This is a genomic window from Pedobacter jejuensis, from assembly GCF_003725795.1.
Lineage (GTDB): Bacteria > Bacteroidota > Bacteroidia > Sphingobacteriales > Sphingobacteriaceae > Pedobacter > Pedobacter jejuensis.
Genome location: NZ_RBEE01000042.1, coordinates 368,857 through 392,964 on the forward strand (window position 1 = coordinate 368,857; position 24,108 = coordinate 392,964).

At 36.1% G+C, this 24,108-nt stretch carries 35 protein-coding genes; 2 read left to right on the forward strand and 33 right to left on the reverse strand.

What is annotated here, in order from left to right; all coding sequences use genetic code 11:
- Positions 1-5 precede the first annotated feature (5 nt).
- Complete coding sequence (locus D7004_RS16210; protein ID WP_123206875.1) at positions 6-1,193, reverse strand: class I SAM-dependent methyltransferase; 1,188 nt, start codon at positions 1,191-1,193, stop codon at positions 6-8.
- Positions 1,194-1,481: 288 nt separating this feature from the next.
- On the opposite strand from D7004_RS16210, the gene D7004_RS16215 reads away from it, so the two are divergent.
- Both D7004_RS16215 and D7004_RS16220 read left to right on the forward strand, forming a co-directional pair.
- A complete protein-coding gene (locus D7004_RS16215; RefSeq protein ID WP_123206876.1) occupies positions 1,482-3,218 on the forward strand; it encodes a GMC family oxidoreductase in 1,737 nt (578 codons plus the stop codon).
- Positions 3,219-3,223: 5 nt separating this feature from the next.
- On the forward strand, positions 3,224-3,856 hold the full coding sequence (locus D7004_RS16220; RefSeq protein ID WP_123206877.1) for a gluconate 2-dehydrogenase subunit 3 family protein: 633 nt from the start codon (positions 3,224-3,226) through the stop codon (positions 3,854-3,856).
- A 111-nt stretch (positions 3,857-3,967) separates the two neighbouring features.
- Here the strand turns inward: D7004_RS16220 and D7004_RS16225 are convergent, their stop codons facing one another.
- The 32 genes from D7004_RS16225 to D7004_RS16380 form a co-directional block, all read right to left on the reverse strand.
- On the reverse strand, positions 3,968-6,928 hold the full coding sequence (locus D7004_RS16225; protein WP_123206878.1) for a glycoside hydrolase domain-containing protein: 2,961 nt from the start codon (positions 6,926-6,928) through the stop codon (positions 3,968-3,970).
- A 158-nt stretch (positions 6,929-7,086) separates the two neighbouring features.
- Positions 7,087-7,623, reverse strand: coding sequence for a 50S ribosomal protein L17 (rplQ, locus tag D7004_RS16230; RefSeq protein WP_123206879.1), 537 nt, complete (start codon positions 7,621-7,623; stop codon positions 7,087-7,089).
- A gap of 135 nt (positions 7,624-7,758) precedes the next feature.
- The gene (locus D7004_RS16235; RefSeq protein ID WP_056097531.1) at positions 7,759-8,751 is read right to left on the reverse strand and encodes a DNA-directed RNA polymerase subunit alpha; all 993 of its coding nucleotides are present in this window, start codon (positions 8,749-8,751) and stop codon (positions 7,759-7,761) included.
- Between the two features lie 85 nt (positions 8,752-8,836).
- Positions 8,837-9,445 carry a 30S ribosomal protein S4 gene (rpsD, locus tag D7004_RS16240; RefSeq protein ID WP_123206880.1) on the reverse strand — a complete coding sequence of 203 codons (609 nt, stop codon included), beginning with the start codon at positions 9,443-9,445 and terminating at the stop codon, positions 8,837-8,839.
- Positions 9,446-9,506: 61 nt separating this feature from the next.
- Positions 9,507-9,896, reverse strand: coding sequence for a 30S ribosomal protein S11 (gene rpsK / locus D7004_RS16245; protein ID WP_055910073.1), 390 nt, complete (start codon positions 9,894-9,896; stop codon positions 9,507-9,509).
- A gap of 153 nt (positions 9,897-10,049) precedes the next feature.
- Positions 10,050-10,427, reverse strand: coding sequence for a 30S ribosomal protein S13 (rpsM, locus tag D7004_RS16250; RefSeq protein WP_109926334.1), 378 nt, complete (start codon positions 10,425-10,427; stop codon positions 10,050-10,052).
- Between the two features lie 69 nt (positions 10,428-10,496).
- Positions 10,497-10,613 carry a 50S ribosomal protein L36 gene (gene rpmJ / locus D7004_RS16255; RefSeq protein WP_010599887.1) on the reverse strand — a complete coding sequence of 39 codons (117 nt, stop codon included), beginning with the start codon at positions 10,611-10,613 and terminating at the stop codon, positions 10,497-10,499.
- Between the two features lies 1 nt (position 10,614).
- Positions 10,615-10,833 carry a translation initiation factor IF-1 gene (gene infA / locus D7004_RS16260; RefSeq protein WP_010599888.1) on the reverse strand — a complete coding sequence of 73 codons (219 nt, stop codon included), beginning with the start codon at positions 10,831-10,833 and terminating at the stop codon, positions 10,615-10,617.
- Positions 10,834-10,904: 71 nt separating this feature from the next.
- The gene (map, locus tag D7004_RS16265; RefSeq protein WP_123206881.1) at positions 10,905-11,690 is read right to left on the reverse strand and encodes a type I methionyl aminopeptidase; all 786 of its coding nucleotides are present in this window, start codon (positions 11,688-11,690) and stop codon (positions 10,905-10,907) included.
- A 92-nt stretch (positions 11,691-11,782) separates the two neighbouring features.
- Positions 11,783-13,129 (reverse strand): preprotein translocase subunit SecY, encoded by a 1,347-nt coding sequence (secY, locus tag D7004_RS16270; RefSeq protein WP_123206882.1) that lies wholly within the window; start codon positions 13,127-13,129, stop codon positions 11,783-11,785.
- 7 nt (positions 13,130-13,136) lie between these two features.
- Positions 13,137-13,583, reverse strand: a complete 447-nt coding sequence (gene rplO / locus D7004_RS16275) for a 50S ribosomal protein L15 (protein WP_123206883.1) — start codon at positions 13,581-13,583, stop codon at positions 13,137-13,139.
- Positions 13,584-13,717: 134 nt separating this feature from the next.
- Positions 13,718-13,897 carry a 50S ribosomal protein L30 gene (rpmD, locus tag D7004_RS16280; protein ID WP_123206884.1) on the reverse strand — a complete coding sequence of 60 codons (180 nt, stop codon included), beginning with the start codon at positions 13,895-13,897 and terminating at the stop codon, positions 13,718-13,720.
- 4 nt (positions 13,898-13,901) lie between these two features.
- Positions 13,902-14,420: a 30S ribosomal protein S5 gene (gene rpsE / locus D7004_RS16285; RefSeq protein ID WP_010599893.1), complete on the reverse strand. Its 519-nt coding sequence runs from the start codon at positions 14,418-14,420 to the stop codon at positions 13,902-13,904.
- Between the two features lie 17 nt (positions 14,421-14,437).
- The gene (rplR, locus tag D7004_RS16290; protein WP_123206885.1) at positions 14,438-14,791 is read right to left on the reverse strand and encodes a 50S ribosomal protein L18; all 354 of its coding nucleotides are present in this window, start codon (positions 14,789-14,791) and stop codon (positions 14,438-14,440) included.
- Positions 14,792-14,796: 5 nt separating this feature from the next.
- Positions 14,797-15,354: a 50S ribosomal protein L6 gene (gene rplF, locus D7004_RS16295; protein ID WP_123206886.1), complete on the reverse strand. Its 558-nt coding sequence runs from the start codon at positions 15,352-15,354 to the stop codon at positions 14,797-14,799.
- Positions 15,355-15,373: 19 nt separating this feature from the next.
- On the reverse strand, positions 15,374-15,772 hold the full coding sequence (gene rpsH / locus D7004_RS16300) for a 30S ribosomal protein S8 (protein ID WP_056869756.1): 399 nt from the start codon (positions 15,770-15,772) through the stop codon (positions 15,374-15,376).
- A gap of 150 nt (positions 15,773-15,922) precedes the next feature.
- Positions 15,923-16,192 carry a 30S ribosomal protein S14 gene (rpsN, locus tag D7004_RS16305; protein ID WP_123206887.1) on the reverse strand — a complete coding sequence of 90 codons (270 nt, stop codon included), beginning with the start codon at positions 16,190-16,192 and terminating at the stop codon, positions 15,923-15,925.
- A complete protein-coding gene (gene rplE, locus D7004_RS16310) occupies positions 16,192-16,758 on the reverse strand; it encodes a 50S ribosomal protein L5 (RefSeq protein WP_123206888.1) in 567 nt (188 codons plus the stop codon). Before rplE ends, rpsN begins: the two co-directional genes overlap by 1 nt.
- Positions 16,758-17,099 (reverse strand): 50S ribosomal protein L24, encoded by a 342-nt coding sequence (gene rplX, locus D7004_RS16315; protein WP_123206889.1) that lies wholly within the window; start codon positions 17,097-17,099, stop codon positions 16,758-16,760. Before rplX ends, rplE begins: the two co-directional genes overlap by 1 nt.
- Position 17,100: 1 nt before the next feature.
- Positions 17,101-17,469: a 50S ribosomal protein L14 gene (rplN, locus tag D7004_RS16320; RefSeq protein ID WP_010599900.1), complete on the reverse strand. Its 369-nt coding sequence runs from the start codon at positions 17,467-17,469 to the stop codon at positions 17,101-17,103.
- Position 17,470: 1 nt separating this feature from the next.
- Positions 17,471-17,725 carry a 30S ribosomal protein S17 gene (rpsQ, locus tag D7004_RS16325; RefSeq protein ID WP_010599901.1) on the reverse strand — a complete coding sequence of 85 codons (255 nt, stop codon included), beginning with the start codon at positions 17,723-17,725 and terminating at the stop codon, positions 17,471-17,473.
- A 13-nt stretch (positions 17,726-17,738) separates the two neighbouring features.
- On the reverse strand, positions 17,739-17,951 hold the full coding sequence (rpmC, locus tag D7004_RS16330) for a 50S ribosomal protein L29 (protein WP_055910078.1): 213 nt from the start codon (positions 17,949-17,951) through the stop codon (positions 17,739-17,741).
- A 74-nt stretch (positions 17,952-18,025) separates the two neighbouring features.
- Positions 18,026-18,448: a 50S ribosomal protein L16 gene (gene rplP, locus D7004_RS16335; protein ID WP_010599903.1), complete on the reverse strand. Its 423-nt coding sequence runs from the start codon at positions 18,446-18,448 to the stop codon at positions 18,026-18,028.
- Positions 18,449-18,488: 40 nt separating this feature from the next.
- Positions 18,489-19,340, reverse strand: coding sequence for a 30S ribosomal protein S3 (gene rpsC / locus D7004_RS16340; RefSeq protein WP_123206890.1), 852 nt, complete (start codon positions 19,338-19,340; stop codon positions 18,489-18,491).
- A gap of 9 nt (positions 19,341-19,349) precedes the next feature.
- The gene (gene rplV, locus D7004_RS16345; protein WP_056097519.1) at positions 19,350-19,712 is read right to left on the reverse strand and encodes a 50S ribosomal protein L22; all 363 of its coding nucleotides are present in this window, start codon (positions 19,710-19,712) and stop codon (positions 19,350-19,352) included.
- Between the two features lie 7 nt (positions 19,713-19,719).
- On the reverse strand, positions 19,720-19,986 hold the full coding sequence (rpsS, locus tag D7004_RS16350) for a 30S ribosomal protein S19 (protein WP_123206891.1): 267 nt from the start codon (positions 19,984-19,986) through the stop codon (positions 19,720-19,722).
- A complete protein-coding gene (rplB, locus tag D7004_RS16355; RefSeq protein WP_123206892.1) occupies positions 19,986-20,810 on the reverse strand; it encodes a 50S ribosomal protein L2 in 825 nt (274 codons plus the stop codon). Before rplB ends, rpsS begins: the two co-directional genes overlap by 1 nt.
- 20 nt (positions 20,811-20,830) lie before the next feature.
- Complete coding sequence (gene rplW, locus D7004_RS16360; protein WP_056097517.1) at positions 20,831-21,121, reverse strand: 50S ribosomal protein L23; 291 nt, start codon at positions 21,119-21,121, stop codon at positions 20,831-20,833.
- 1 nt (position 21,122) lies between these two features.
- Positions 21,123-21,752 carry a 50S ribosomal protein L4 gene (gene rplD / locus D7004_RS16365; RefSeq protein WP_123206893.1) on the reverse strand — a complete coding sequence of 210 codons (630 nt, stop codon included), beginning with the start codon at positions 21,750-21,752 and terminating at the stop codon, positions 21,123-21,125.
- Positions 21,753-21,756: 4 nt separating this feature from the next.
- Positions 21,757-22,374, reverse strand: a complete 618-nt coding sequence (gene rplC / locus D7004_RS16370) for a 50S ribosomal protein L3 (RefSeq protein ID WP_123206957.1) — start codon at positions 22,372-22,374, stop codon at positions 21,757-21,759.
- 172 nt (positions 22,375-22,546) lie between these two features.
- A complete protein-coding gene (locus tag D7004_RS16375; protein WP_123206894.1) occupies positions 22,547-22,942 on the reverse strand; it encodes a DUF1634 domain-containing protein in 396 nt (131 codons plus the stop codon).
- On the reverse strand, positions 22,942-23,775 hold the full coding sequence (locus D7004_RS16380; RefSeq protein ID WP_123206895.1) for a sulfite exporter TauE/SafE family protein: 834 nt from the start codon (positions 23,773-23,775) through the stop codon (positions 22,942-22,944). Before D7004_RS16380 ends, D7004_RS16375 begins: the two co-directional genes overlap by 1 nt.
- Positions 23,776-24,108 lie beyond the last annotated feature (333 nt).

Sequence of the window (24,108 nt, forward strand, 5' to 3'; positions counted from 1 at the left end):
TATTACTACAATTCTAACAATCTTTCCAAATGATGATAGCCAATTCCAAAGTATGCTTTACTAGATTTAATTTTTTGTAAAATCTCATCCTTGTTCTTTGCTCCTTTATCCTTACTCTTAATACCCACTACCAATACATTCTTCGGTGTATGCGCATCAGAAATAAATTCGAATACTTTAGTCTTGTATCCAAAATACTCTAAAATCAAAGCACGAATACCATCAGTAACCATCTCTGCTTGTCGCTCTAAAAAGATACCATATTTGGTTAAAAACGAAACATCATTCTTCACTTTGTTTTGCTCAATTTCTTTACGGATTTGTTTGTGGCAACAAGGCGCAACCACTATTAATTCAGCATTGGCTTTAATTCCCTTAAAAATTGCATCATCGGTTGCGGTATCACAAGCATGTAGTGCAATAAGAACATTTACACCGTCTGCATTATAATCTTCAATTGTTCCCTGAACGAAGTTTAATTTTTCAAATGCAGATTTTTCTGCAACAGAATTGCACAAATCAACCATATCCTGCCGGTATTCTATACCTACAACTTCCGTATCTAACTTTAAAACAGTGTGCAAGTAATCAAATAAAGCAAAAGTTAAATAACCTTTACCAGAACCCATATCAGCAACTTTGTTTATTGTTCCTTCGGGTAATTCTTTAATTAAAGAACTTAAAATTTCGATATAATGGTTAATCTGACGAAACTTATCTTGGGCATTTTTAAAAACTTTTCCCTCAGCATCTGTAATCTTTAGTGCAGTTAAATATGATTTAGATTCTGCTTTAATTAATCTCAACTTCTCCTTATCGTGACTACCGTCTGGAACAATCTTAGTTGAAGCTGGCAATTCTCTTAACACAATTTTTCCATTGTTTAATTGTTCAAAAACTAAGTCCTTTTCTGTTGTGAACAACGTTCCAATTTTAAATCCAGTTTGTAAATATTCAGAAACTAAGTTTACGGCTTCCATTAAATCGAAGTTCTTAACAACATCGCGGGTTTTGTAGCGAAAGGTGAATGCAAATTTATCTTCACGTTTAATGATTACTCTCCTTATCAAAATCTGTTTCAAAGCCTCTTCTTCACCCTTATAATTCCCTAAAGAGATTTTTACAAAGTTTTGTAAGTTTAAGCTATCTTCTATTGCAGATATGAATTGTTCTAAATGTTCTGAAAATACCATCAATTAAATTTATAACACAAAGATAAACCATTTTATTTGGAGCGCAATCTCGAGAAATAATGTAACAAATGAGCGACCAAAAAAATCTCCAAAATGTTGATAATTTTTCATTCCTATAAATAATTATATGCTGAGAATCGCTTAACCAAAATAACTAATACGATTTAGGAATAAAAATTATCAACATTAATCTGTAATGATTCCAAAATAGCAAATGTTTGATAAAGCATTTTAATTTTACAAAATTTAGTTCTAGATTAGAATCTGATTAATTTCTAAATTCTATTCATGAGTGACTTTCAGATAAAAAAATCGCCCATTGTTTACGATGCCATTGTTGTTGGCTCGGGTGCAGGCGGTGGAATGGCAGCGTATGTATTAGCAAATGCAGGCCAAAAAGTTTTAATGCTCGAAGCTGGTCAGTATTTCGACCCAAGATTGGATTCACATCAACTAAAATGGCCTTGGGAATCGCCTCGACGCGGTGCAGGAACAACCCGCCCATTTGGAGATTTTGATGCCTCTTATGGCGGTTGGGAACTGGATGGTGAACCTTATACTCAAAAAAATAAAACAGAATTTGAGTGGTTTCGCTCTCGTATGCTTGGCGGTCGTACCAATCACTGGGGTCGTATTTCGTTAAGGATGGGTCCGCAGGATTTTAAACCTACAGATGGGTTAACAGATTCATGGCCAATTACCTATAACGATGTAAAACCATTCTACGATAAAATAGACAGAATGATTGGCATCTATGGAACTTCAGAAGGTATAGAAAACGAACCCGATGGAATTTTCATGAAACCACCTAAGCCTCGCTTAAATGAACTATTTATTAAAAAAGGTGCAGAGAAAGCTGGGGTAAAAGTTATTACTGGTCGCGGTGCCGTTATGACGGAATCGATAAAAGGGAACAACGACCGTGCTCCTTGTTTCTATTGCGGTCAATGTGGTAGAAGTTGCAAGGTATATGGCGATTTTTCCGCATCATCGTGTTTAGTTATCCCAGCAGTAAAAACTGGTAATTTGACTGTAATTACCGATGCCATGGTGCGTGAAGTGATTACCGATAAAGATGGAACGGCTAAAGGTGTTTCTTATGTTAACCGGAAAGATTTACAAGAATATCAGGTAAATGGAAAACTTGTTATTTTGGGCGCAAGTGCCTGTGAATCTGCTCGTATATTATTAAATTCAAAATCCTCAGCACACCCGGGCGGCTTAGCAAATAGCAGTGGTGTAGTTGGTAAATATTTACATGACTCTACTGGAGCTGGTGTTTCGGGTTTTCTACCCCAATTAATGGATAGAAAACGTTATAATGAAGATGGTTTAGGCAGCGTACATATTTATTCACCTTGGTGGTTGGATAATAAGAAACTTGATTTCCCACGTGGCTATCATATTGAATATGGCGGTGGCATGGGTATGCCATCTTATGGCTTTGGCGGTGGCGTTTCGTCAATAAACGGAATGGTGCCCGATAGAAATGGCAAGAAAAAAGAAGCTGGTGGTTATGGCAAATCATTAAAAGATGATTACCGTAGATTTTATGGTACCGGTGTTGGCATGGCTGGACGTGGAACTGCAATCGCTCGTGAAGATAATTATTGCGAAATCGACCCAAACATGGTTGATAAATACGGAATCCCGGTTTTAAGGTTTAACTATAAATGGGCCAAAGAAGAAATTCTACAGGCTAAACATATGCAAGAAACGTTTCTATCAATCATGAAGGAAATGGGCGCCGTAGTTACTTCAGAAATTCATGGTCCGGATACTAATTATGGCTTGCTTAATCCAGGAAAGATTATTCACGAAGTTGGAACAATTAGAATGGGTGATGACCCAAAAAAATCAGCTTTAAATAAATATTGCCAGGCACATGACTGTAAAAATTTATTTGTGGTTGATGCTGGTCCTTTTGTACAACAAGGCGATAAGAACGCAACCTGGACTATTCTAGCATTATCAATGAGAACTGCCGAATATATTTTAGCCGAAAAGAAAAAACAAAATATTTAAGAATTATGAACAGACGTGATTCACTAAAAGCCTTAGGCATAACTGCACTAAGTACTTCTGTACTTGTTGAAGCTTGCAAGCAGCCTGAAAATAAAACCACCGTTGCTGCTCCAGAAGAAACTACTAAAGAAGCGGGAAAGGAGCAATGGGAAGTTGATAGAGATAAAAAACTAAAATCAGAAACGTTTTTTACAAAGCATGAAATGGCTACAATTACTGTTTTGGCTGATATTATTATTCCTAAAGATGATGTTTCAGGAAGTGCTTCGGATGCAAAAGTCCCAGAATTTATCGAATTTATCGTAAAAGATATGCCCTACCACCAAACGCCAATGCGTGGCGGGTTGAAATGGCTAGATATTTACTGCTTTAATAAATTCCAGAAATCTTTTGTTGAAGCTTCTGAAAAGGAACAGATATCTATAGTTGATGAAATTGCTTACCCTAAAAAAGCACGACCAGAAATGCAGGCTGGTGTAGCGTTTTTCAATAAAATGAGAGATTTAACCGCATCGGGTTTTTACACTACAGAGATTGGCGTTAAGGATATTGGTTATGTTGGTAATTCGCCAAATCAATGGGCTGGTGTGCCAGATGATGTTTTGAAACAATATAACATGCAAAACGTAAAGATTTAATTAAACGAGTTCGTCGTTTAAATCGAAACGGAGAAATCTTTGTAATTAAATGCAAAGATTTCTCCGTTTCTAACCTTAAGTGAGCAACTACTTACCTATTCTATTAATTACCTATTCAATAATCAAAATCAAACCTTTCCCTTTTTCAACCAAAATAGATTTTCCATCAGAGTAATTTCCAGCAGTTTGAAATTTATCAATATTTGGAGCCAAAATTTTCGCTTTATCGGCTGTTATACCTAGCTTATTCCAATCAATAGCCAGATTAATCTTAGCATCATTATCATCCCAACTCGCCAAGGCAACCATCACTTTGCTCTTTTGCTTATATATCGTAGCTAAAACTTTTGGATTATCCGTTTTAACAGGGCAGTTTTCGCTCCAGTAACCTATCATTTTAGAACCCGTTATTCCAAAATCATTCCAGGCTTTCCACAATGGTTTTGGATCGCTTTTGTCCGACCAGCCCAAGCGGCTCGTCATTCCATAAAGCATTCCTCTCCACGGATTTCCATCATCTTGGAGCATCTCCCCCATTAAACCAAAAGGTATTCCACTCACCTCCGTTAAAAAGAAATCAGGATTATTTTTTTCGTAATCAAAATATTCACCAAACCACAAACGGTTTAAATAAGGGAAATGTTCCATGTACAAAATGGCACTATTGTTAAAACCATCGCTTTTATTATACTGGTTAGCTGAATGCAGATCAATAATGCCTGGATGATTGTTTTGCGTTAAAATACGCTTAATCCGCTTCATTGTCACACGGTCAAAAGCTACATCATCTAAGTAAACACCATCAATACCTACATTATTTACCAACCAATTCATGCCCTCAACATAATAATTATGCCAGCGATTCATTCCACTATTAATAATTGCTGCATCTTTAATCTCAGGCACAAACCATGCAGCTAGGTAATTAGAATCGAGATGCTCCTGCAACCAACTGAAGCCACCACCTTTTCCAGGGGAATAAACTTCGGTACCCAAACTTCTCAAAGCCGGCCACTCGTAAGCATGATTGGAAAGCTCGCGAACAGTATTGTAAATTTTGACTTTTAACCCCTTTTGGTGTGCTTCATCTATATAAGACTTCATTTTTTTCGACTCTATGAAAGGGTAATTTATCCAAGGATTGATTGGTGTAGCGTGGTGAATATTTACTACCGTAGCACCAGTCGATTTAATAGAATCTAAATCTCCATACTTATGATAAAAGCGATTATTCCATTGAAAATCAGTATCTAATAAATGAAATGGAGTGATTAGCAAATTAAAATTATAATATAGCACATCACCTTTTTTCATTGTCCTTGCCCCTGTAAAATTATCAGCCAGCATCGAACTTCCTTTTACATTAATCTGGATACCACCTTTATTTTCATTACCCCATGATTTAGGAAGCAACAAGGGCTTTTGCAAATAAAAATTGGTATTTAAAGGGCGAATATAGTTTTCATCTCTTAAGTTGTAATACAAACCTGCATTGACATTGCCAATCCAAACCGCATCTTGATTTTTATTTGCTACATCCCACTTCCATTTCACAGTATCTGGCCTTACTCCGCCTTTTTCTCCTAAACCCATCAGGTATTTTGTAGAACCCTTTTCAAAAGGAATGTGGAAATCAACATTGCTAAAATTTACATCATTTAATGCTGAAACCTTAACAACATAATGTACATAACCATCAAATTCTAATGCACCTTCCAAATCCATTTTCAAATTATCTGAGGTATTCGTCGCTACCCATCGTACAGTTCCAGCTTCTTTACTAATAATTTTTAAATTGCTCGATGTAAATTTTTCTTGAGTTTTAGGGGTATTGTAAAAATGGAAGTGAATAGGTTCGTATAATATATTATTTGGCTTTTCGGAATAAGCGGTCATTTCATCATTAAAAAAAGTTTGTATCTGTTTTGGGAAGCCATCTGCATTAATTTCGAATTTCCTGCCGAGCAATGAAATCATATTCCCCTCAACTGTTAACGGCGTGTAAGGTGCCACGATAGTATTTGCTTGCGCCATTGTAGAATTTAACCAAGTTAAACGGGTTTGTTTACTCGGAGTTCCAACACCAGCATCGGCTAAAACTTGGTTGGATACGGTCAATTTTAAATCTACAACGCTTGATTCACCGTTTGATTTAATTGTAAACCTTCCATTGTAGATACCGGCAGTTGTGAAGCTTGGAATATCAATAGTAATCCACATGGGCTGCACCTTTCCTGCTGCCACATTTACAACTTGTGTTAAAGGTTTATTGTTATAACTAGTGCCGTTTGTATTTAAGCAGTTGATAAATTTTGATGGAATTACCTTCCCGTTTAATGTTTTTAAATCTCCAAAAGTAACCTTAACATTTTGCAAGTTTTTGAAAGCGTAAACACCCAATTGAAAAGCATAATTTTCACCTCTACTAGCGGAGCCACTAAAAGATTTAGACACTCCCTTCTGTATCCACCGATAGGGCAAATCATCTTGCATTTTGATGGGATACATTCTATCTTCTGGAAAAACGATAAAAGATGAGGATGCATATTTTGATTTTAAAGCAGCTGTTTCTTTCGCTGTGGCAATAACTTCCATAGGATAGAAAGAGTTAAATGCATCAACAGATTGAATTTCTAAAACAGATGAATTAACAGGTACCTTATTGGATTGATTGGGGGCAGTGTAGTTCGCCTTTAAATAAACGCCTTTGGGATAATTACTTCTACCTTCATTTTTATAAGGTAAGTAATAAACATAGTATTTACCTCTGTTGGTGGCGTCAAAATAAATATCTACACTTTCACGATTAAAGTTTTCAACTCCCAAAACCTTAATGGCATTACCATTTGCACATTTTATAATTAGCTTCTTATTTTCTGGGTGTTCGTCTCTTCTTCGCCAATCTATTTTGGTATGTGCCACGCTTCCACTTCCATTATAAAGAACAATAACCCTATGGTTACCTAAAGAATCTGCATTCCATTGATTGTTTCCATTTGTATATTTTAAAGTTTGCGCATGTAAAGAGGATGCAAAGCAAAGCAGGCAGATGAAGATAAACTTAAATTTCATTACAGGTATTAATTTAAGCTAATTTATAGATACAGAATTGAAATATCGCTTTGTAATGAAAAAATGAGGCAAACGTTTGAGTAAGGGATATTCTTGTAAACAAAAAAAGTCCTGTTCGAGTGAACAGGACTTTTAAACTTAAAGTATAGTGAGTTAAACTATTCTCCTTTTGATTCTTCTGTAGCTTTGTCAACAGCAGGAGTTTCTTCAACAGGAGCAGCTTCTTCAGTAGTTTCAGTTTTTGCTTCTGTAGCTTTAGGGGCTGCAGCTGCTTTACTTCTACCACGACGAGTTGTTTTCTTCTCTTCTTTAGCTTCTACATCTTTACCGTAAACAGTATTGTAATCTACCAATTCAATTAAAGCCATTTCAGCATTATCACCTAAACGGTTATTTAATTTAATGATACGTGTATAACCACCCGGACGATTTGCAACTTTCTCAGCAATTTCGCGGAATAAAATTGTTACTACTTCTTTATCTTGTAAGTATGCAAATACCGTACGACGTGAGTGTGTTGTATCACTTTTTGATTTAGTGATAATTGGCTCAACATACATACGTAAAGCTTTTGCTTTAGCTAAAGTTGTTGTAATTCTTTTGTGCAAAATTAGTGATGAAGCCATGTTAGCTAACATCGCTTTTCTGTGGCTGGCGGTTCTACCTAAGTGGTTTACTTTTTTACCGTGTCTCATTGTTTTTTAATTGAGTGCATACCGTCTCGTTGCAATTAAGCTGAGGGAATTATGCACTGTGAAATAATATTTAATTTTCAATTTCAATTCTCAACTTTCAGTTCTAGAACTGAAAACAGTTAACCGAATACTGAATTATTCTTCGTCTAATTTAAATTTAGACAGGTTCATACCAAATGATAAACCTTTTGATTTTACTAATTCTTGAATCTCAGTTAAAGACTTTTTACCAAAGTTTCTGAATTTCAACATATCAGCAACATCATAAGAAACCAAATCAGCTAAAGTGCGGATATCTGCAGCTTTTAAGCAGTTTAATGCTCTAACTGATAAATCCATATCAACTAACTCAGTTTTTAAGATTTTACGCATGTGTAAAATTTCCTCATCAACTTCTTTAGTTTCTTCTTTTGCTTGAGATTCTAATACTAAGTTCTCATCAGAGAATAGCATAAAGTGTTGGATAAGAATTTTAGCCGCTTCTTTTAATGCTTCTTCAGGGTGAATTGAACCATCTGTTGAAATATCTAATACCAATTTCTCATAATCCGTTTTTTGCTCAACACGGAAGTTTTCAATTGTGTATTTAACGTTTTTCATTGGTGTGTAAATCGAATCGATAGCGATAACACCTACAACAGCATCAGCAACTTTATTTTCTTCAGCAGGTACATAACCACGTCCTTTATTGATGGTTAATTCCACTTCTAAAGTAACAGATTTATCCATATTGCAAATAACATGCTCAGGATTTAATACTGTAAAGTTATTAGAGAATTTAGTGATATCACCAGCTTTAAACTGATCCTGACCGTTAACAATGATGAATACTTTTTCAGCATCACCAGAATCACCAGTTTTCTTAAAACGAACTTGTTTTAAGTTCAAGATAATATCAGTTAAATCTTCTACAACACCTTTCATGGTAGAAAACTCATGCGAAACGCCTGAAAAACGAATAGTAGTAATAGCATAACCTTCTAACGAAGAAAGTAAAATTCTTCTTAAGGCATTACCAATTGTTACACCGAAACCGGGCTCTAAAGGACGAAATTCAAATATGCCATCGAAATCTGTTGATTTCTGCATGATCACTTTGTCTGGTTTCTGAAATGCTAAAATTGCCATTTATATTTTTTTAAATTCGTTATTGAATATATAGTAACATGAAAAAAGTTAATTACCCTTTCGAGGCAATTAACTATATCATTTATTACTTTGAGTATAACTCGATAATTAAGTTTTCCTTAATGTTTTCAGGAATCTCGTCGCGTTGTGGATAAGTTAAAAACTTACCTGTCAATTCGCCAGAATTCCACTCTAACCAAGCAAACTTGTTAATAGTTCTGCCTGCAACTGAGTTACTAATTGATTCTAATGATTTTGATTTCTCACGAACCGCAATCACATCACCAGCTTTTAACTGATATGATGGGATATTTACAACTTCACCATTCACAGTTACGTGTTTGTGGCTAACCAACTGGCGTGCACCAGAACGAGTTGTTGCAATACCTAAACGGTAAACTGTATTATCTAAACGTGCCTCTAATAACTGAAGTAAGTTATCACCGGTAATACCAGCACGAGAAGATGCTTTTTTAAACAAGTTACTGAACTGTTTTTCTAATACACCATAAGTGTATTTAACTTTTTGTTTCTCCATTAACTGGATAGCATATTCAGATTGTTTTCCTCTTCTTTTTGATGAGCCATGTTGCCCAGGAGGATAATTTTTTCTGTCTAACACTTTATCAGGACCGAAAATTGGTTCTCTGAATTTACGTGCGATTTTACTTTTTGGGCCTGTATATCTTGCCATTTTTGTTGTGTTTTAAAGTATCATCCAACCTTTAGCTGGAGATTCTTAGCTTTAAAATTAATTAAACTCTTCTCTTTTTAGGAGGACGACATCCGTTGTGAGGAAGTGGAGTGATATCTTTGATAGACATTACTTCAATACCTGCTACTTGTAAAGTTCTGATTGCAGATTCACGACCTGAACCCGGACCTTTTACAAATACTTCAACTTTACGTAAACCTAAATCAAATGCAACTTTACCACAATCTGAAGCTGCTTGACCAGCTGCATAAGGTGTGTTCTTTTTAGAACCTTTAAAGCCCATTTTACCAGCTGAAGACCATGAGATAGTCTGTCCGTTGTTGTTTGTTAGGGTAACGATAATGTTGTTGAAGGTAGCATTGATGTGTGCCTGACCAACAGACTCAATTACAACGATACGTTTTTTGGTTACTTTTTTACTCTTAGCCATTTTTGCTTTTAGATTTTAGATGTGAGACTTGAGATGTAAGATTTTATAAATCTCGGCACTCAGCATCCTAATTTTTATCTTTATATTCCAGATTTGAAAAGAGTTAAAAGACATGATTCTCATATCTAAAATCTCAAATCTCATATCTATCTATTATTTAGTAGCTTTTTTCTTGTTAGCAACTGTTTTTCTCTTACCCTTACGAGTACGTGAGTTGTTCTTAGTACGTTGACCACGAGAAGGTAAACCTTTTCTGTGACGTAAACCACGGTAACAACCAATATCCATTAAACGTTTAATGTTTAATTGAACCTCAGAGCGTAAAGCACCTTCTACTTTAATCTCATCGTTAATCATTGTACGGATAGCTGATAACTCATCATCAGACCAATCTTGTACTTTCTTATTAACATCGATACCTGCAGTTGTTAAAATACGTTGTGCAGTTGTTTTACCTATACCGTAGATATAAGTTAAACCAATCTCTCCTCTTTTGTTTCTTGGTAAATCAATACCTGAAATCCTTGCCATATTTGTTTTTGTTTTTAAGTAATTCCGAACGGCGGGCCACCGTTGTGCGGTTGATTACAATATTTTTAATTACCCTTGACGTTGTTTGTATTTAGGATTTTTCTTGTTGATAACGTAAAGTTTACCTTTACGGCGAATAATCTTACAATCAGCGCTACGTTTTTTAATTGATGATCTAACTTTCATTTTATTTATATCTATAAGTGATGCGACCTTTTGTTAAATCATACGGAGACATCTCTAATTTTACTTTATCACCAGGAAGAATTTTGATGTAGTGCATCCGCATCTTTCCCGAAATATGTGCAATAATTTCATGTCCGTTCTCTAGTTCTACCCGGAACATGGCATTAGATAATGCTTCTCTTATTACTCCGTCTTGTTCAATTGAGGCTTGTTTAGCCATATTTTATTGATTGTTACTTAATTAGCTGCTTCTAAACAGGGTTGCAAAATTAAATAAAAAATTTTAATTATTTATTTTTTTTCTTGTAAAACTTTTTCTATTAATGAAAAGGTTGATAAAACATCTGCCTTACCCTTTTTTATTGCTACTGTATGTTCAAAATGTGCCGAAGGTTTATTGTCTTTACTCGTTACCGTCCATCCATCCTTATGAAATATTACACTGGCTACACCTGCGTTAATCATCGGCTCAATTGCAATTACCATTCCTTCTTCAAGTTTTGGTCCGCTGCCACGTTTTCCATAATTAGGAACTTCTGGTTTTTCATGAAGTTTTACACCAACACCATGTCCTACTAATTCTCTTACTACACCAAATCCATTTGATTCTGCATATTGTTGTATGGCAAAACCAATATCACCAATACGTTTACCAACTACTGCATGCTCGATACCTAAATCGAGGCATCTTTTGGTAACTTCAACTAACTTTTGCTTTTCCTCATTAACCTCTCCGATTGAAAAGGTATATGCAGAATCGCCGAAATAGTTATTTTTAATTACACCGCAGTCAACTGAGATTAAATCACCATCCTTTATAACATAATCACTTGGAAAACCATGAACAACTTGCTCATTTGGTGATATGCATAAAGAATTGGGAAAACCATTGTAATTTAAAAATGCAGGTATTGCTCCGTTATCACTTATAAATTCGTAAGCCAGTTTATCCAACTGATTTGTTGTAACTCCTGGTGCAATAATTTTGGCAACTTCTGCCAACGCTTTAGAAACCAGTAGTGAACTTTCCCTTATTAACTCAATCTCTTCGAGAGATTTGTAATAAACTTTAGACATTCATCGTAAGTTTTGAATGAGTAAATTTAGAGTGAGTAAATCGACTATCAATCCACTCACTCTATCATTCAAAATTCTATAATTCTTAAATATTATAATGCTGCGTTGCTACTAGCGGCAGGAACACCTGTTCTACCAGTAACACGACCAGTTTTCATTAAACCATCGTAATGACGCATTAAAAGATAACTTTCAATCTGTTGCAAAGTATCTAATACTACACCTACTAAAATTAGTAATGATGTACCACCGAAGAAGTGAGCAAATTCTTGCTTAATTCCAAACTTAACAGCAACTGAAGGCAATACAGCAATAATTGCTAAAAATACAGCACCAGGGAAAGTGATTTTAGAGATTACATCATCAATAAAAGTTGATGTTGCAACACCTGGCTTAACACCAGGGATAAAACCACCGTTTTTCTTCATATCGTCACTCATTTGAGTTGGATTTACAGTAATAGCTGTATAGAAGAAAGTAAATGCTATAATTAAAAATGCAAATGTTAAACTGTAAGCTAAAGATGTTGTATTACTAAACTGGATTAACCAAGAACCTTGTAAAGAAGGAACAAATTGGATTAAAGCACCCGGAATAAACATCAATGCCTGAGCAAAGATGATTGGCATAACACCTGCAGCATTAACTTTTAATGGAATGTATTGACGCACACCACCGAATTGACGATTACCTACTATCTTTTTAGCATACTGAACAGGTACTTTACGCACACCTTGTACAATTAAGATAGTAAACATTACAATTGCGAATAAGGCAACAACCTCTAACACTAAAGCAACAGGACCACCACCGGTACTCGAAGCACCTACTTTATCAGAAAATTCCTGACTTATTGCCTGCGGTAAACGAGCAATAATACCAGTCATAATAATTAATGATGTACCATTACCAATACCCTTATCTGTAATTTTTTCACCAAGCCACATTACGAATAATGTACCTGCTGTTAATACAAATGTAGATACGATATAAAACATCGTTTGACTCATCACAGGCAAAATAGCCTCTTGTGGTACTTGTGTTTTAACATAACCAACAGATTGAACAATCGTGATGGCCACTGTTAAATAACGTGTAATCTGGTTCAGTTTTTTTCTACCACTTTCGCCTTCTTTCTGCATTTTTTGGAAAGTCGGAACAGCAATACCTAATAATTGCACCACAATTGATGCAGAAATGTAAGGCATTACCCCCAAAGCTAAAATAGAAACACGAGAGAAAGAACCTCCGGCAAACATATCGAGTAAGCCTAAGATGCCTGACTTTTCGTTAGCTCCTAAAGCTGCTGGATCTACACCTGGCAAAACCACATGTGATACGAAACGGTACACCAAAAGAATCATGACCGTAAATAATATACGTTCTTTTAATTCCTGAATTTTCCAGATATTACTTAAAGTAGTAAATAGCTTCTTCATTTAATAATTACAATTTTACAATTGAACCACCTGCTGCTTCAATAGCTTTTTGTGCGGTTGCAGAAAACGCATGTGCTGTAACTTCTAATTTTGCTTTTACTTCACCACGACCTAAAACTTTTACTAAGTCGTTTTTAGAAGCTAAACCATGCTCTTTCAAAATAGCAAAATCAATAGTTGTTAAATTGAATTTTACTGCTAATTCTTGAATTACATCTAAATTTACACCAACATATTCAGTACGGTTAATTGGTTTGAAACCAACCTTAGGCACACGGCGTTGTAAAGGCATTTGACCGCCTTCAAAACCAATTTTGGTTTTATGACCAGAACGAGAACCAGCACCTTTATGGCCACGAGTTGAAGTTCCACCACGACCAGAACCAGTACCACGACCAATTCTTTTACTATTTTTTACTGAACCTGTAGCAGGTTTTAAATTACTTAAATTCATTTCTTTGAATTTGTGTTGCCCTTCGCTTTCACTAAACAGGTACAACGATAAATAAATAATGATTGAATTTTGAATGATTGAATATTTGCATTATGCTCATTCACTCATTCAAAATTCATCATTCAATAATTCTATTAAATTGTTTCGATAGCTACCAAATGGTTCACTTTGCGAACCATACCGATAATTTGTGGAGTAGCTTCTACTTCAACGCTTTGATTCATTTTAGATAAACCCAAAGCCTGAACAGTTCTTTTCTGGCGCTCGCTTCTGTCGATAACGCTTTTAATTTGTGTTATTTTGATCTTAGCCATGATATTATCCGTTAAAAACTTTGTTTAAATCGATACCACGAGTTTGAGCTACTGTATATGCATCACGCATTTTTGTTAATGCATCAACAGTTGCTTTTACCACGTTGTGAGGATTTGATGAACCTTTAGATTTTGCAAGTACGTTATGTACACCAGCGCTTTCTAAAACTGCACGCATTGCACCACCTGCAATTACACCAGTACCTACTGCTGCTGGTTTGATTAAAACAAAACCACCAGAGAATTTACCGATTTGCTCATGAGGAACAGTACCGTTTAAAATTGGAACTTTAACTAAGTTCTTTTTAGCATCATCCACACCTTTAGCAATCGCCTCAGTTACTTCTTTTGCTTTACCTAAACCAAAGCCTACTACGCCGTTCTCATCACCCACAACAACAATTGCTGAGAAACTGAAAGTACGACCGCCTTTTGTTACTTTGGCAACACGTTGTATACTAACCAAACGATCCTTTAACTCGATATCGGTGGTTTTAACTCTTTTTATATTGATAGTTGACATCTTACTTTTTCTTCAGATTAAAATACTAAACCAGCTTCGCGGGCACCCTCTGCCAACGATTTGATACGTCCGTGATATAAATAACCGTTTCTATCGAAAACAACTTCTTTAACACCTGCAGCGATAGCTTTTTCAGCAACTAGCTTGCCTACTGCTACTGATTGCTCACTTTTATTTCCTTTACTTGCAAAATCTTTAGATAAAGATGATGCTGAAGCTACTGTTGTACCTGTAACGTCGTTAATTACCTGAGCATAAATCCCTTTATTGCTTCTAAATACAGATAACCTTGGGCGTTCTTCCGAACCAGTAAGTCTTTTTCTGATCCCTTTTTTAATACGATCTCTTCTTGATAATTTTTTACCTGCCATGATTACTATTTTTTAGATGCTGATTTACCTGCTTTTCTTCTTAACACTTCACCTACAAACTTGATACCTTTACCTTTGTATGGTTCTGGTGCACGTAACGAACGGATTTTCGCTGCTACTTGGCCAATCAATTGTTTATCAATACTTTCTAAAATAATTTTAGGCGTTTGACCTTTTTCTGATGAAGTTGTTACTTTAATCTCTTCTGGTAATTGAAATACATAATGGTGAGAGTAACCCAAAACTAAATCTAATGTATTACCTGCATTTGTAGCACGGTAACCAACACCAACTAATTCTTGAGTTAATTTATAACCTTCTGTAACACCAATAACCATATTGTTAAGCAAAGAGCGATATAAACCGTGTAATGCTTTGTGTTTCTTTTGTTCTGAAGGACGGTTTACTGATAAAATTCCGTCTTCCTGACTTACAGTGATATCTGAATCTACTGCTTGTGTTAATTCACCTTTTGGGCCTTTTACAGTTACTACGTTATCTTTAGATACGGTAATTGTAACACCTGAAGGGATTGTAATTGGGGCTTTTCCTATTCTTGACATTGTGCTGTTCTCCTTTTAATTAATAAACGTGACACAATACCTCACCACCAATGTTTAATTTGGCTGCTTCTTTATCAGTCATTACACCTTTAGAAGTAGATAAGATTGCGATACCTAAACCGTTTAATACTCTTGGCATATTTTCAACACCAGCATAGTTTCTCAAACCTGGTTTACTAATTCGCATCAAAGTACGAATAGCAGGAACTTTAGTTATTGGATTGTATTTCAAAGCGATTTTAATAGTGCCTTGAACTGTTGTATCTTCAAACTTGTAGTTCGCGATGTAACCTTTATCGAAAAGAACTTTAGTAATCTCTTTTTTAAGGTTTGATGCAGGAATTTCTACAACACGGTGGTTGGCCTTAATGGCATTCCTTACTCTTGTTAAATAATCTGCTATTGGATCTGTATTCATTTTTTATTGTTTTTGATAGTGGTTTCCTTCTGCTACCCAGCTGTGGGACCTTCTATCGGTTAAAATTCTTTTAAAGCAAAAAGAGTAAAGCACAAAGACTAAAGCGATATATATCCGCTTTAGACTTTGAACTTTCAACTTTAAGCTATATTACCAAGAAGCTTTTTTAACTCCTGGTATTTTACCGTCTAGTGCCATTTGGCGAAATGTTACCCTTGAAATACCAAAGGTACGCATATAACCACGTGGACGACCAGTTAATTTACAACGGTTGTGTAAACGTACCGGAGATGAGTTTCTAGGTAATTTATCTAAACCCTCGAAATCTCCTGCAGCTTTTAATACTGCACGTTTTTCAGCGTATCTAGCTACCAATTTTTGGCGCTTAACTTCGCGTGCTTTTACACCTTCTTTTGCCATTATTCTGCTGTTTTTTGATTTTTAAATGGTAATCCGAATTGCTTCAATAATTCTAAGGCCTCAATGTCAGATTTTGCCGAAGTTACGAAAGTTATATCCATACCTAAAATTTTATTGATTTTATCGATATTAATCTCAGGGAAGATGATTTGCTCAGTAACACCTAATGTATAGTTACCTTTACCATCAAAACCTTTATCATTAATACCTTTAAAATCACGAATACGTGGTAAAGCTACAGAGATCAAACGATCAAGGAACTCATACATATTGTTATCACGTAAAGTAACACGTACACCTACAGGCATACCTTTACGTAATTTAAAGTTTGAGATATCTTTTTTAGATTGGGCAGGAACCGCTTGTTGACCAGTAATGGTTGACAACTCAACGATTGTAGTGTCCATAATCTTTTTATCTGTTACAGAAAAACGACCAACACCCTGATTGATACAGATTTTTTCCAATTTAGGAACCTGCATTACAGTTTTATACTGGAATTTTTCTTTTAATGCAAGTACAACTTCTTCTTTGTATTTGCTTTTTAGTCTTGGTGTAGTAGCCATTATTTAATCTCCTCTCCTGATATTTTAGCAACTCTAACCAATTTACCTTCTGCATTAGCTTTACGGCCAACGCGGGTAGCTTTACCAGATTTTGGATCAACCAACATCAAGTTAGAAATATGAAGAGCAGCTTCTTTTTTAATAATACCACCGTTAGGGTTTGCAGCATTTGGTTTAGTATGTTTAGATACTAAATTAACGCCTTCTACAATGGCTCTGTTTTTTGCAATGATTACTTGCAATACTTTTCCTTGCTGACCTTTTGAATCGCCGGCAATGATTTTAACTAAATCTCCTGTGCGGATTTTTAATTTTGATGGTGTAATTATCTTGTTTCCCATTTTATAATACCTCCGGTGCTAATGATACAATTTTCATGAATTGTTTTTCACGCAGTTCTCTCGCAACCGGGCCAAAGATACGTGTACCTCTTGGCTCATCCTGTGCGTTCAATAATACAGCTGCATTATCGTCAAAACGGATATAAGAACCATCTTTACGTCTAATCTCTTTTTTAGTTCTTACAACAACTGCTTTAGAAACTGTACCTTTTTTAATATTACCTGACGGTAAAGCGCTTTTTACAGTAACAACCACTTTATCACCAATTGAAGCATAACGTTTGCCGGTTCCACCTAGCACACGAATTACTAATACTTCTTTAGCGCCGCTGTTATCAGCAACGTTTAATCTCGATTCCTGTTGTACCATATTATTTAGCTCTTTCTAAAATTTGTACCAATCTCCAGTTCTTGTTCTTACTCAAAGGACGAGTTTCCATAATCAATACTGTATCACCGATACCGCATTCGTTTTTCTCATCGTGAGCCATAAATTTGGTAGTTTTCTTTACGAACTTGCCATAAATCGGGTGCTTTACTTTACGCTCAACGCTCACTACAACAGATTTATCCATCTTATTGCTCACCACCAACCCGGTTCTTGTTTTTCTTAATTGTCTTTCCATGTCGACTCTCAAATTAATTAGTTTCAGTAGCTGACTCAGTGTTTTTCACTTTAGTCAGTTCAGTGTTTAAACGGGCTATGTCTTTCCTTACTTTTGCAATACGTGAAGGATTTTCGATAGCTGAAATAGTATGAGCGAACTTTAATTTTGATAAGTTCTCTTTTTCTTCCGCAATCTTAGCTACTAATTCTTCTTTTGAAAGCCCTGTGATTTCTGAATTTTTCATTTTTATTTTTCTTTACGGTTGAGTGTAGCGGTTATAATAAACAAGTATTTACAACATTCATCTCAACAACTTTACTATGCTTCTACGTAATCTCTACGTACTACAAATTTGGTTTGGATTGGTAATTTCTGTGCTGCTAAACGTAATGCTTCTTTAGCAACTTCTAAAGGCACACCTTCAGCTTCGAAAATTACGCGTCCTGGTCTTACTACTGCAACCCAGTATTCAGGAGCACCTTTACCTTTACCCATACGTACTTCAGCAGGCTTTTTAGTTACCGGTTTATCCGGGAAAATCCTGATCCATACTTGGCCTTCACGTTTCATGAAACGAGTTACGGCAATACGGGCAGCCTCTATCTGGCGACTTGTTATCCAAGTTGCTTCTAAAGATTTGATACCGAAAGATCCGAATGCTAATTCAGCTCCACGTGAAGCTAAACCCTTCATTCTGCCTTTTTGCATCTTCCTGAACTTCGTTCTTTTTGGCTGTAACATTTTATTTTGTTCTAATCGTTAAACGATGTTAATAAATCAATTATTTACGAGGACCTCTGTTAGCGCCTGCGCCACCACCTCTATTTGCTCCGGGACCACCTTGACCTGGACCACGACCACCACCTTGGTTTCCACCACGTCTGTCGTTACCACCGCCACGTCTCTCGTTGCCACCACCTCTGTTATCTCTTCCACCGAAAGCTGGTTTGTCTGATGCACCTTTAGGACCGTTATTTGTTGCACCAATGTTTGGAGACAAATCACGTTTTCCATAAACCTCACCTTTACAAATCCAAACTTTAACACCTATTTTACCATAAGTAGTTAAAGCTTCTGCTAAAGCGTAATCAATATCAGCACGGAATGTATGCAAAGGCACTCTTCCTTCTTTGTACTGCTCAGAACGTGCCATCTCAGCACCACCTAAACGACCAGAAGTCATGATTTTAATACCTTCAGCACCCATACGCATGGTAGATGCGATAGAAGATTTCATTGCTCTACGGAATGAGATCCTTGCTTCTAATTGTTTTGCAACACCTTCTGCAACTAATTGTGCATCAAGTTCTGGGCGTTTAATTTCGAAGATGTTAATTTGAATTTCCTTTTTAGTTAATTTCTTTAACTCTTCTTTGATTTTATCAACCTCAGCACCTGCTTTACCGATTACGATACCTGGGCGAGCTGTGTGAATAGTTACCGTGATACGTTTTAACGTACGCTCAATAACTACTTTCGCAACACCACCTTTAGCAATACGAGCAGAAAGGTATTTTCTTATTTTCTCATCTTCAACTAATTTATCGGAGTAGTTGTTGCCACCGAACCAGTTAGAATCCCATCCTTTGATGATACCTAACCTGTTACCTATTGGATTTGCTTTTTGTCCCATTTCCTAAAATTAGTTTTGAGTTGTTTCTGTATTTTTACTATCTACAATCAGCGTTACGTGGTTAGAACGTTTACGAATTCTATATCCACGGCCTTGAGGAGCTGGACGTAAGCGTTTAAGCTGACGGCCACCATCTACCATAATTGTTTTTACAAACAATTGGTTTTCTTCAGGGCGAGCACCTTCATTTTTAGATTCCCAGTTTTTAATTGCAGATAATAATAATTTTTCAACTCTTATTGCTGCTTCTTTATTGGTAAACTTTAAAATGCTTAATGCTTTTTCTACACGTTCACCTCTGATAAGATCTACAACCAAACGCATCTTACGTGGTGAGGTTGGACAATTGTTTAATTTTGCTATTGCTTCCATTGTCTAATTATTTTTTCTTTTCAGCGTGTCCTCTGAATGTTCTGGTTGGAGCAAATTCTCCCAACTTGTGACCAACCATGTTTTCTGTAACGTACACAGGAATAAATTTATTACCGTTGTGTACAGCAAATGTATGATTCACGAAATCTGGTGAAATCATTGATCTGCGAGACCAAGTTTTGATTACAGACTTTTTGCCTGAATCATTCATAGAGCTTACTTTTTTCTCTACGTTATGGTCAATATAAGGTCCTTTTTTTATCGAACGAGCCATTATTTCTTCCTTCTCTCTATGATGTAACGATTAGAATATTTTTTAAGTTCTCTGGTTTTAAAGCCTTTAGCTAAAACACCATTTCTTGAACGAGGGTGACCACCTGATGATCTACCTTCACCACCACCCATTGGGTGATCGACAGGGTTCATCGCTACCGGTCTAGTTCTCGGACGACGGCCCAACCAACGTTTACGACCAGCTTTACCTAATACTTCGTTTGCGTGATCTGAATTAGATACAGCACCGATAGTAGCAAGACAAGTAGTCAAGATTAAACGGGTTTCGCCTGAAGGCATTTTTAAAGTAGCATATTTACCATCGCGGGCAGCTAATTGTGCGTAAGCACCTGCACTACGAGCTAATTGTGCTCCTTTTCCAGGATGGATTTCTACGTTGTGAACGATAGAACCTAATGGAATGTTCGATAATTTTAAAGTGTTACCTACTTCTGGAGATGCTGTATCGCCCGATAATAATACCGAACCTACTTGCAATCCTTCTGGAGCAATAATGTAACGCTTCTCGCCATCTGCATAATTTAATAATGCAATGCGGGCAGTACGGTTTGGATCGTATTCTACAGATGCTACTGTAGCAGGAATATCAAATTTATCGCGTTTGAAGTCGATTAAACGATATGATTTTTTATGACCACCACCCATGTAGCGCATAGTCATCTTTCCTGTGTTGTTACGTCCACCAGACTTTTTTGATGATACAACCAATGATTTTTCGGGCTTGGTTGCTGTAATCTCCGTAAAGCTGGCACCAACTCTAAAGCGGGTTCCCGGAGTAACTGGTTTAAATTTTCTTAAGCCCATAGTTATAATTAATAATTAAATTAAAGATTTGCGTAATAATCTATTGTTTCACCGTCTTTCAAGGTTACAATTGCTTTTTTGTATTTCGGGCTACGGCCAGAAACAAAACCTGCTTTTGTGTAACGAGATTTAGCTTTACCATCTACAACCATAGTATTGATTGATGTAATGGTTACACCATAAAGTTTCTCAATTGCAGATTTGATTTGCAATTTATTTGCTTTGTGATTAACGCTAAATGTAAAAACGTTTAATTTTTCAGTTAAAGCTGAAGCTTTTTCGGTTAATATTGGTTTTTTTAAAATTTCCATATTACTTGGCAAATGCCTCCTCCAAAGTTTTAACAGAATCTGTAGTTAACACAAGTACGCCTGCATTTAACACATCATATGTGTTTAAATCTGCTGCAGTAATTACTTTAGTTTTCTCAACGTTTCTGCTTGATAAATAGATATTATTATTTTGTGCAGGTAAAACCAATAAAGTTTTTTCGTTACCTACGTTTAACGCAGCGATTAAGTTTATGTAGTTTTTAGTTTTAATGGTATCGAAACTGAAATCCTCTAAAACTACCACGTTGTTATCCTTCGCTTTATAAGCTAAAGCTGATTTACGTGCTAATACTTTTAATTTCTTGTTCAATTTAAAACTGTAATCACGTGGCTGAGGACCGAAAACACGACCACCACCGTTAAATAACGGAGATTTAATGCTACCGGCACGGGCACCACCTGTACCTTTTTGTTTGTATAGCTTGCGGGTTGAACCTGCAATCTCATTACGTTGTTTAGATTTATGAGTTCCCTGACGTTGGTTAGCCAAAAACTGTTTAACATCTAAATAAATCGCGTGGTCGTTAGGCTCAATACCGAATACCGATTCAGGAAGTTGCACCTTGGCACCTGTTTCTTTACCTGAAATGTTTATTACTTTAACTTCCATCTGATTACTTGTCTAAGATTACGTAAGAACCTTTAGCTCCTGGAATGGAACCACTAACTACTAATAAGTTTTGCTCAGCATAAACTTTCAAAACTTGTAAGTTTTGAACTTTTACTCTGTCTCCACCTGTTCTTCCAGCCATGCGCATTCCTTTGAATACACGTGAAGGGAATGATGATGCTCCCAATGAACCCGGGGCACGTAAACGGTTATGCTGACCGTGAGTCTGCATACCAACACCGGCAAATCCGTGGCGTTTTACAACACCTTGAAAACCTTTACCTTTTGAGGTACCTACAACATCAACAAAATCGCCTTCTGCGAAAGAATCAACTGTTACTACATCACCTAAATTAAGTGCAGTTGTAAACGAATCAAATTCTACCAGCTTGCGTTTTGGAGTTGTGTTTGCTTTCGCGAAATGGCCTTTTAACGGTTGAGTTGTGTTTTTCTCTTTTTTTTCATCGTAACCCAATTGGATTGATGAATACCCGTCTACTTCTTCGGTCTTCACTTGTGTAACTACACAAGGCCCAGCCTCGATAACAGTACATGGAATGTTTTTTCCATCTGCATCGAAGATACTGGTCATTCCTACTTTTTTTCCAATAATTCCTGACATTTTATCTTTTCTTTTTAACACCCATCGAAGCAGTAGGGCTTCGTTCAAGGTGGTTGTTCATCCCTTTTAAGGGAGGGCAAAAATAGGAAAGAATTCTTAATATTCAAATAGTTAGCGAAATATTTTTTCAAATAATTTGCTGATACGTTGGGAATTAACTAAAAAAGATAGGCTAATGTGCCAAACCACCATTTAAACTAACAGTTATAATGGCTAAAATGATTAATCCAATGAGTACATATAGATAATCTCGCTCGATTAAAAAGCTAAAAATAGCAAAAACAATGCGGGCAATTGGCGTAAAGATGAGCATTAGGATACCAAACTGAACAATAGCATCGCCATGAAATGTTAACACGCCTTTGAAAATTGCGTTAATAGATGAAAATTTAGACAGCTCTGGCTTGAAAACTTTATAATCCGTTATCGCACCCTTATTATGAACTAAGAAAATTGCCCCGCCAATTAAAACGATGCTCATAGAAATAATTACTCCGGCACGTAATAGCGTACCCAGAATTACCTGAATGTCTTTATCGTTTAAATTTTCTTTACCAGGTGTGTTCATTATAATCCGCTTATTCCTTTATAAATCATTTGCAGCGCTAAAAGAGTAACTACAACAGCAAAAACTATTTTGAGCTTATCAGTTTTTGTTTTTAGCAATATTTTGGAGCCAATAGATGCACCGGTTAATACACCAATACATACCGGCATTGCAATTCCAGGATCAATCTGACCACGATGTAAATAAACTACAGCGCTTGCAGCGGCGGTAACACCCATCATAAAATTACTGGTGGTTGTAGATACTTTAAAAGGTAATCGCATAATATTATCCATTGCGATAACTTTTAGTGCTCCGCTTCCAATTCCGAGTAAGCCGGATAATGTGCCTGCAACAAGCATCATTAAGAAACCAGCCGGAACATGTTTAACGGCGTATTTATGTTCTACACCTTTATCCGGATAAGAACCATTCAATTTGAAAAAATTAGCCCATCTATCTGAATTGTCCAAAGTAGAATGATCTACCTTTTTCTTTAAAGTCATGATGGCTGAAAAAATAAGAATGCAACCGAAAATTATGGCAATGTAATTTGCGTTAAGATAAACGGCAACAATTGCCCCACAAACCGCTCCAATTGTAGTAGCGATTTCTAGGAACATCCCAATTCGAATGTTCGTAATTCCTTCCTTAACGTAAGCAGCGGCTGAACCTGAAGATGTTGCAATTACGGAAACAATGGATGCACCAATTGCATAATGAATATCTACACCTAAAGCCAATGTTAACAGCGGAATAATGATAACACCACCGCCTAAGCCTGTTAAAGAGCCTAATAACCCGGCTAAAAGAGCACCTACTAAAACGATAATTGTAAACAACAAAACCGACATGCGGGCAAATATAAGCGACTGTTGTTGGCTAAACGAAAGATTTACCGAATAAAATAAAGTCTATATGGTATATGGATGAAGTAAGATGGGAAATGGAAAATGGTGTGCTAAATAAATAAGTAGATTTACTCACGCCTATTTTCAAAGATAAAATCGCAAATACAATCGAATTAATTAAGGAAATGAATAAACTTGGGCAAATGCATTCTAAATAACTCCTGCGTCTCTAAGCCTTTGAATAATTTTCTCCGTATCAATGGTATCATATTCACTCTTAAGATAAATATCAGCTAAGTAAACAGTTTGATGGTCAATTAAAACATAGGTAATTAT

What these genes read in the sequence shown, in the direction of transcription:
- D7004_RS16210 (WP_123206875.1), bottom strand. Translation starts at nt 1,193, where the DNA reads ATGGTATTTTCAGAACATTTAGAACAATTCATATCTGCAATAGAAGAT.
- D7004_RS16215 (WP_123206876.1), top strand. Translation starts at nt 1,482, where the DNA reads ATGAGTGACTTTCAGATAAAAAAATCGCCCATTGTTTACGATGCCATT.
- D7004_RS16220 (WP_123206877.1), top strand. Translation starts at nt 3,224, where the DNA reads ATGAACAGACGTGATTCACTAAAAGCCTTAGGCATAACTGCACTAAGT.
- D7004_RS16225 (WP_123206878.1), bottom strand. Translation starts at nt 6,928, where the DNA reads ATGAAATTTAAGTTTATCTTCATCTGCCTGCTTTGCTTTGCATCCTCT.
- rplQ (WP_123206879.1), bottom strand. Translation starts at nt 7,623, where the DNA reads ATGAGACACGGTAAAAAAGTAAACCACTTAGGTAGAACCGCCAGCCAC.
- D7004_RS16235 (WP_056097531.1), bottom strand. Translation starts at nt 8,751, where the DNA reads ATGGCAATTTTAGCATTTCAGAAACCAGACAAAGTGATCATGCAGAAA.
- rpsD (WP_123206880.1), bottom strand. Translation starts at nt 9,445, where the DNA reads ATGGCAAGATATACAGGCCCAAAAAGTAAAATCGCACGTAAATTCAGA.
- rpsK (WP_055910073.1), bottom strand. Translation starts at nt 9,896, where the DNA reads ATGGCTAAGAGTAAAAAAGTAACCAAAAAACGTATCGTTGTAATTGAG.
- rpsM (WP_109926334.1), bottom strand. Translation starts at nt 10,427, where the DNA reads ATGGCAAGGATTTCAGGTATTGATTTACCAAGAAACAAAAGAGGAGAG.
- rpmJ (WP_010599887.1), bottom strand. Translation starts at nt 10,613, where the DNA reads ATGAAAGTTAGATCATCAATTAAAAAACGTAGCGCTGATTGTAAGATT.
- infA (WP_010599888.1), bottom strand. Translation starts at nt 10,833, where the DNA reads ATGGCTAAACAAGCCTCAATTGAACAAGACGGAGTAATAAGAGAAGCA.
- map (WP_123206881.1), bottom strand. Translation starts at nt 11,690, where the DNA reads ATGTCTAAAGTTTATTACAAATCTCTCGAAGAGATTGAGTTAATAAGG.
- secY (WP_123206882.1), bottom strand. Translation starts at nt 13,129, where the DNA reads ATGAAGAAGCTATTTACTACTTTAAGTAATATCTGGAAAATTCAGGAA.
- rplO (WP_123206883.1), bottom strand. Translation starts at nt 13,583, where the DNA reads ATGAATTTAAGTAATTTAAAACCTGCTACAGGTTCAGTAAAAAATAGT.
- rpmD (WP_123206884.1), bottom strand. Translation starts at nt 13,897, where the DNA reads ATGGCTAAGATCAAAATAACACAAATTAAAAGCGTTATCGACAGAAGC.
- rpsE (WP_010599893.1), bottom strand. Translation starts at nt 14,420, where the DNA reads ATGTCAACTATCAATATAAAAAGAGTTAAAACCACCGATATCGAGTTA.
- rplR (WP_123206885.1), bottom strand. Translation starts at nt 14,791, where the DNA reads ATGGCAGGTAAAAAATTATCAAGAAGAGATCGTATTAAAAAAGGGATC.
- rplF (WP_123206886.1), bottom strand. Translation starts at nt 15,354, where the DNA reads ATGTCAAGAATAGGAAAAGCCCCAATTACAATCCCTTCAGGTGTTACA.
- rpsH (WP_056869756.1), bottom strand. Translation starts at nt 15,772, where the DNA reads ATGAATACAGATCCAATAGCAGATTATTTAACAAGAGTAAGGAATGCC.
- rpsN (WP_123206887.1), bottom strand. Translation starts at nt 16,192, where the DNA reads ATGGCAAAAGAAGGTGTAAAAGCACGCGAAGTTAAGCGCCAAAAATTG.
- rplE (WP_123206888.1), bottom strand. Translation starts at nt 16,758, where the DNA reads ATGGCTACTACACCAAGACTAAAAAGCAAATACAAAGAAGAAGTTGTA.
- rplX (WP_123206889.1), bottom strand. Translation starts at nt 17,099, where the DNA reads ATGGGAAACAAGATAATTACACCATCAAAATTAAAAATCCGCACAGGA.
- rplN (WP_010599900.1), bottom strand. Translation starts at nt 17,469, where the DNA reads ATGGTACAACAGGAATCGAGATTAAACGTTGCTGATAACAGCGGCGCT.
- rpsQ (WP_010599901.1), bottom strand. Translation starts at nt 17,725, where the DNA reads ATGGAAAGACAATTAAGAAAAACAAGAACCGGGTTGGTGGTGAGCAAT.
- rpmC (WP_055910078.1), bottom strand. Translation starts at nt 17,951, where the DNA reads ATGAAAAATTCAGAAATCACAGGGCTTTCAAAAGAAGAATTAGTAGCT.
- rplP (WP_010599903.1), bottom strand. Translation starts at nt 18,448, where the DNA reads ATGTTACAGCCAAAAAGAACGAAGTTCAGGAAGATGCAAAAAGGCAGA.
- rpsC (WP_123206890.1), bottom strand. Translation starts at nt 19,340, where the DNA reads ATGGGACAAAAAGCAAATCCAATAGGTAACAGGTTAGGTATCATCAAA.
- rplV (WP_056097519.1), bottom strand. Translation starts at nt 19,712, where the DNA reads ATGGAAGCAATAGCAAAATTAAACAATTGTCCAACCTCACCACGTAAG.
- rpsS (WP_123206891.1), bottom strand. Translation starts at nt 19,986, where the DNA reads ATGGCTCGTTCGATAAAAAAAGGACCTTATATTGACCATAACGTAGAG.
- rplB (WP_123206892.1), bottom strand. Translation starts at nt 20,810, where the DNA reads ATGGGCTTAAGAAAATTTAAACCAGTTACTCCGGGAACCCGCTTTAGA.
- rplW (WP_056097517.1), bottom strand. Translation starts at nt 21,121, where the DNA reads ATGGAAATTTTAAAAAAACCAATATTAACCGAAAAAGCTTCAGCTTTA.
- rplD (WP_123206893.1), bottom strand. Translation starts at nt 21,752, where the DNA reads ATGGAAGTTAAAGTAATAAACATTTCAGGTAAAGAAACAGGTGCCAAG.
- rplC (WP_123206957.1), bottom strand. Translation starts at nt 22,374, where the DNA reads ATGTCAGGAATTATTGGAAAAAAAGTAGGAATGACCAGTATCTTCGAT.
- D7004_RS16375 (WP_123206894.1), bottom strand. Translation starts at nt 22,942, where the DNA reads ATGAACACACCTGGTAAAGAAAATTTAAACGATAAAGACATTCAGGTA.
- D7004_RS16380 (WP_123206895.1), bottom strand. Translation starts at nt 23,775, where the DNA reads ATGTCGGTTTTGTTGTTTACAATTATCGTTTTAGTAGGTGCTCTTTTA.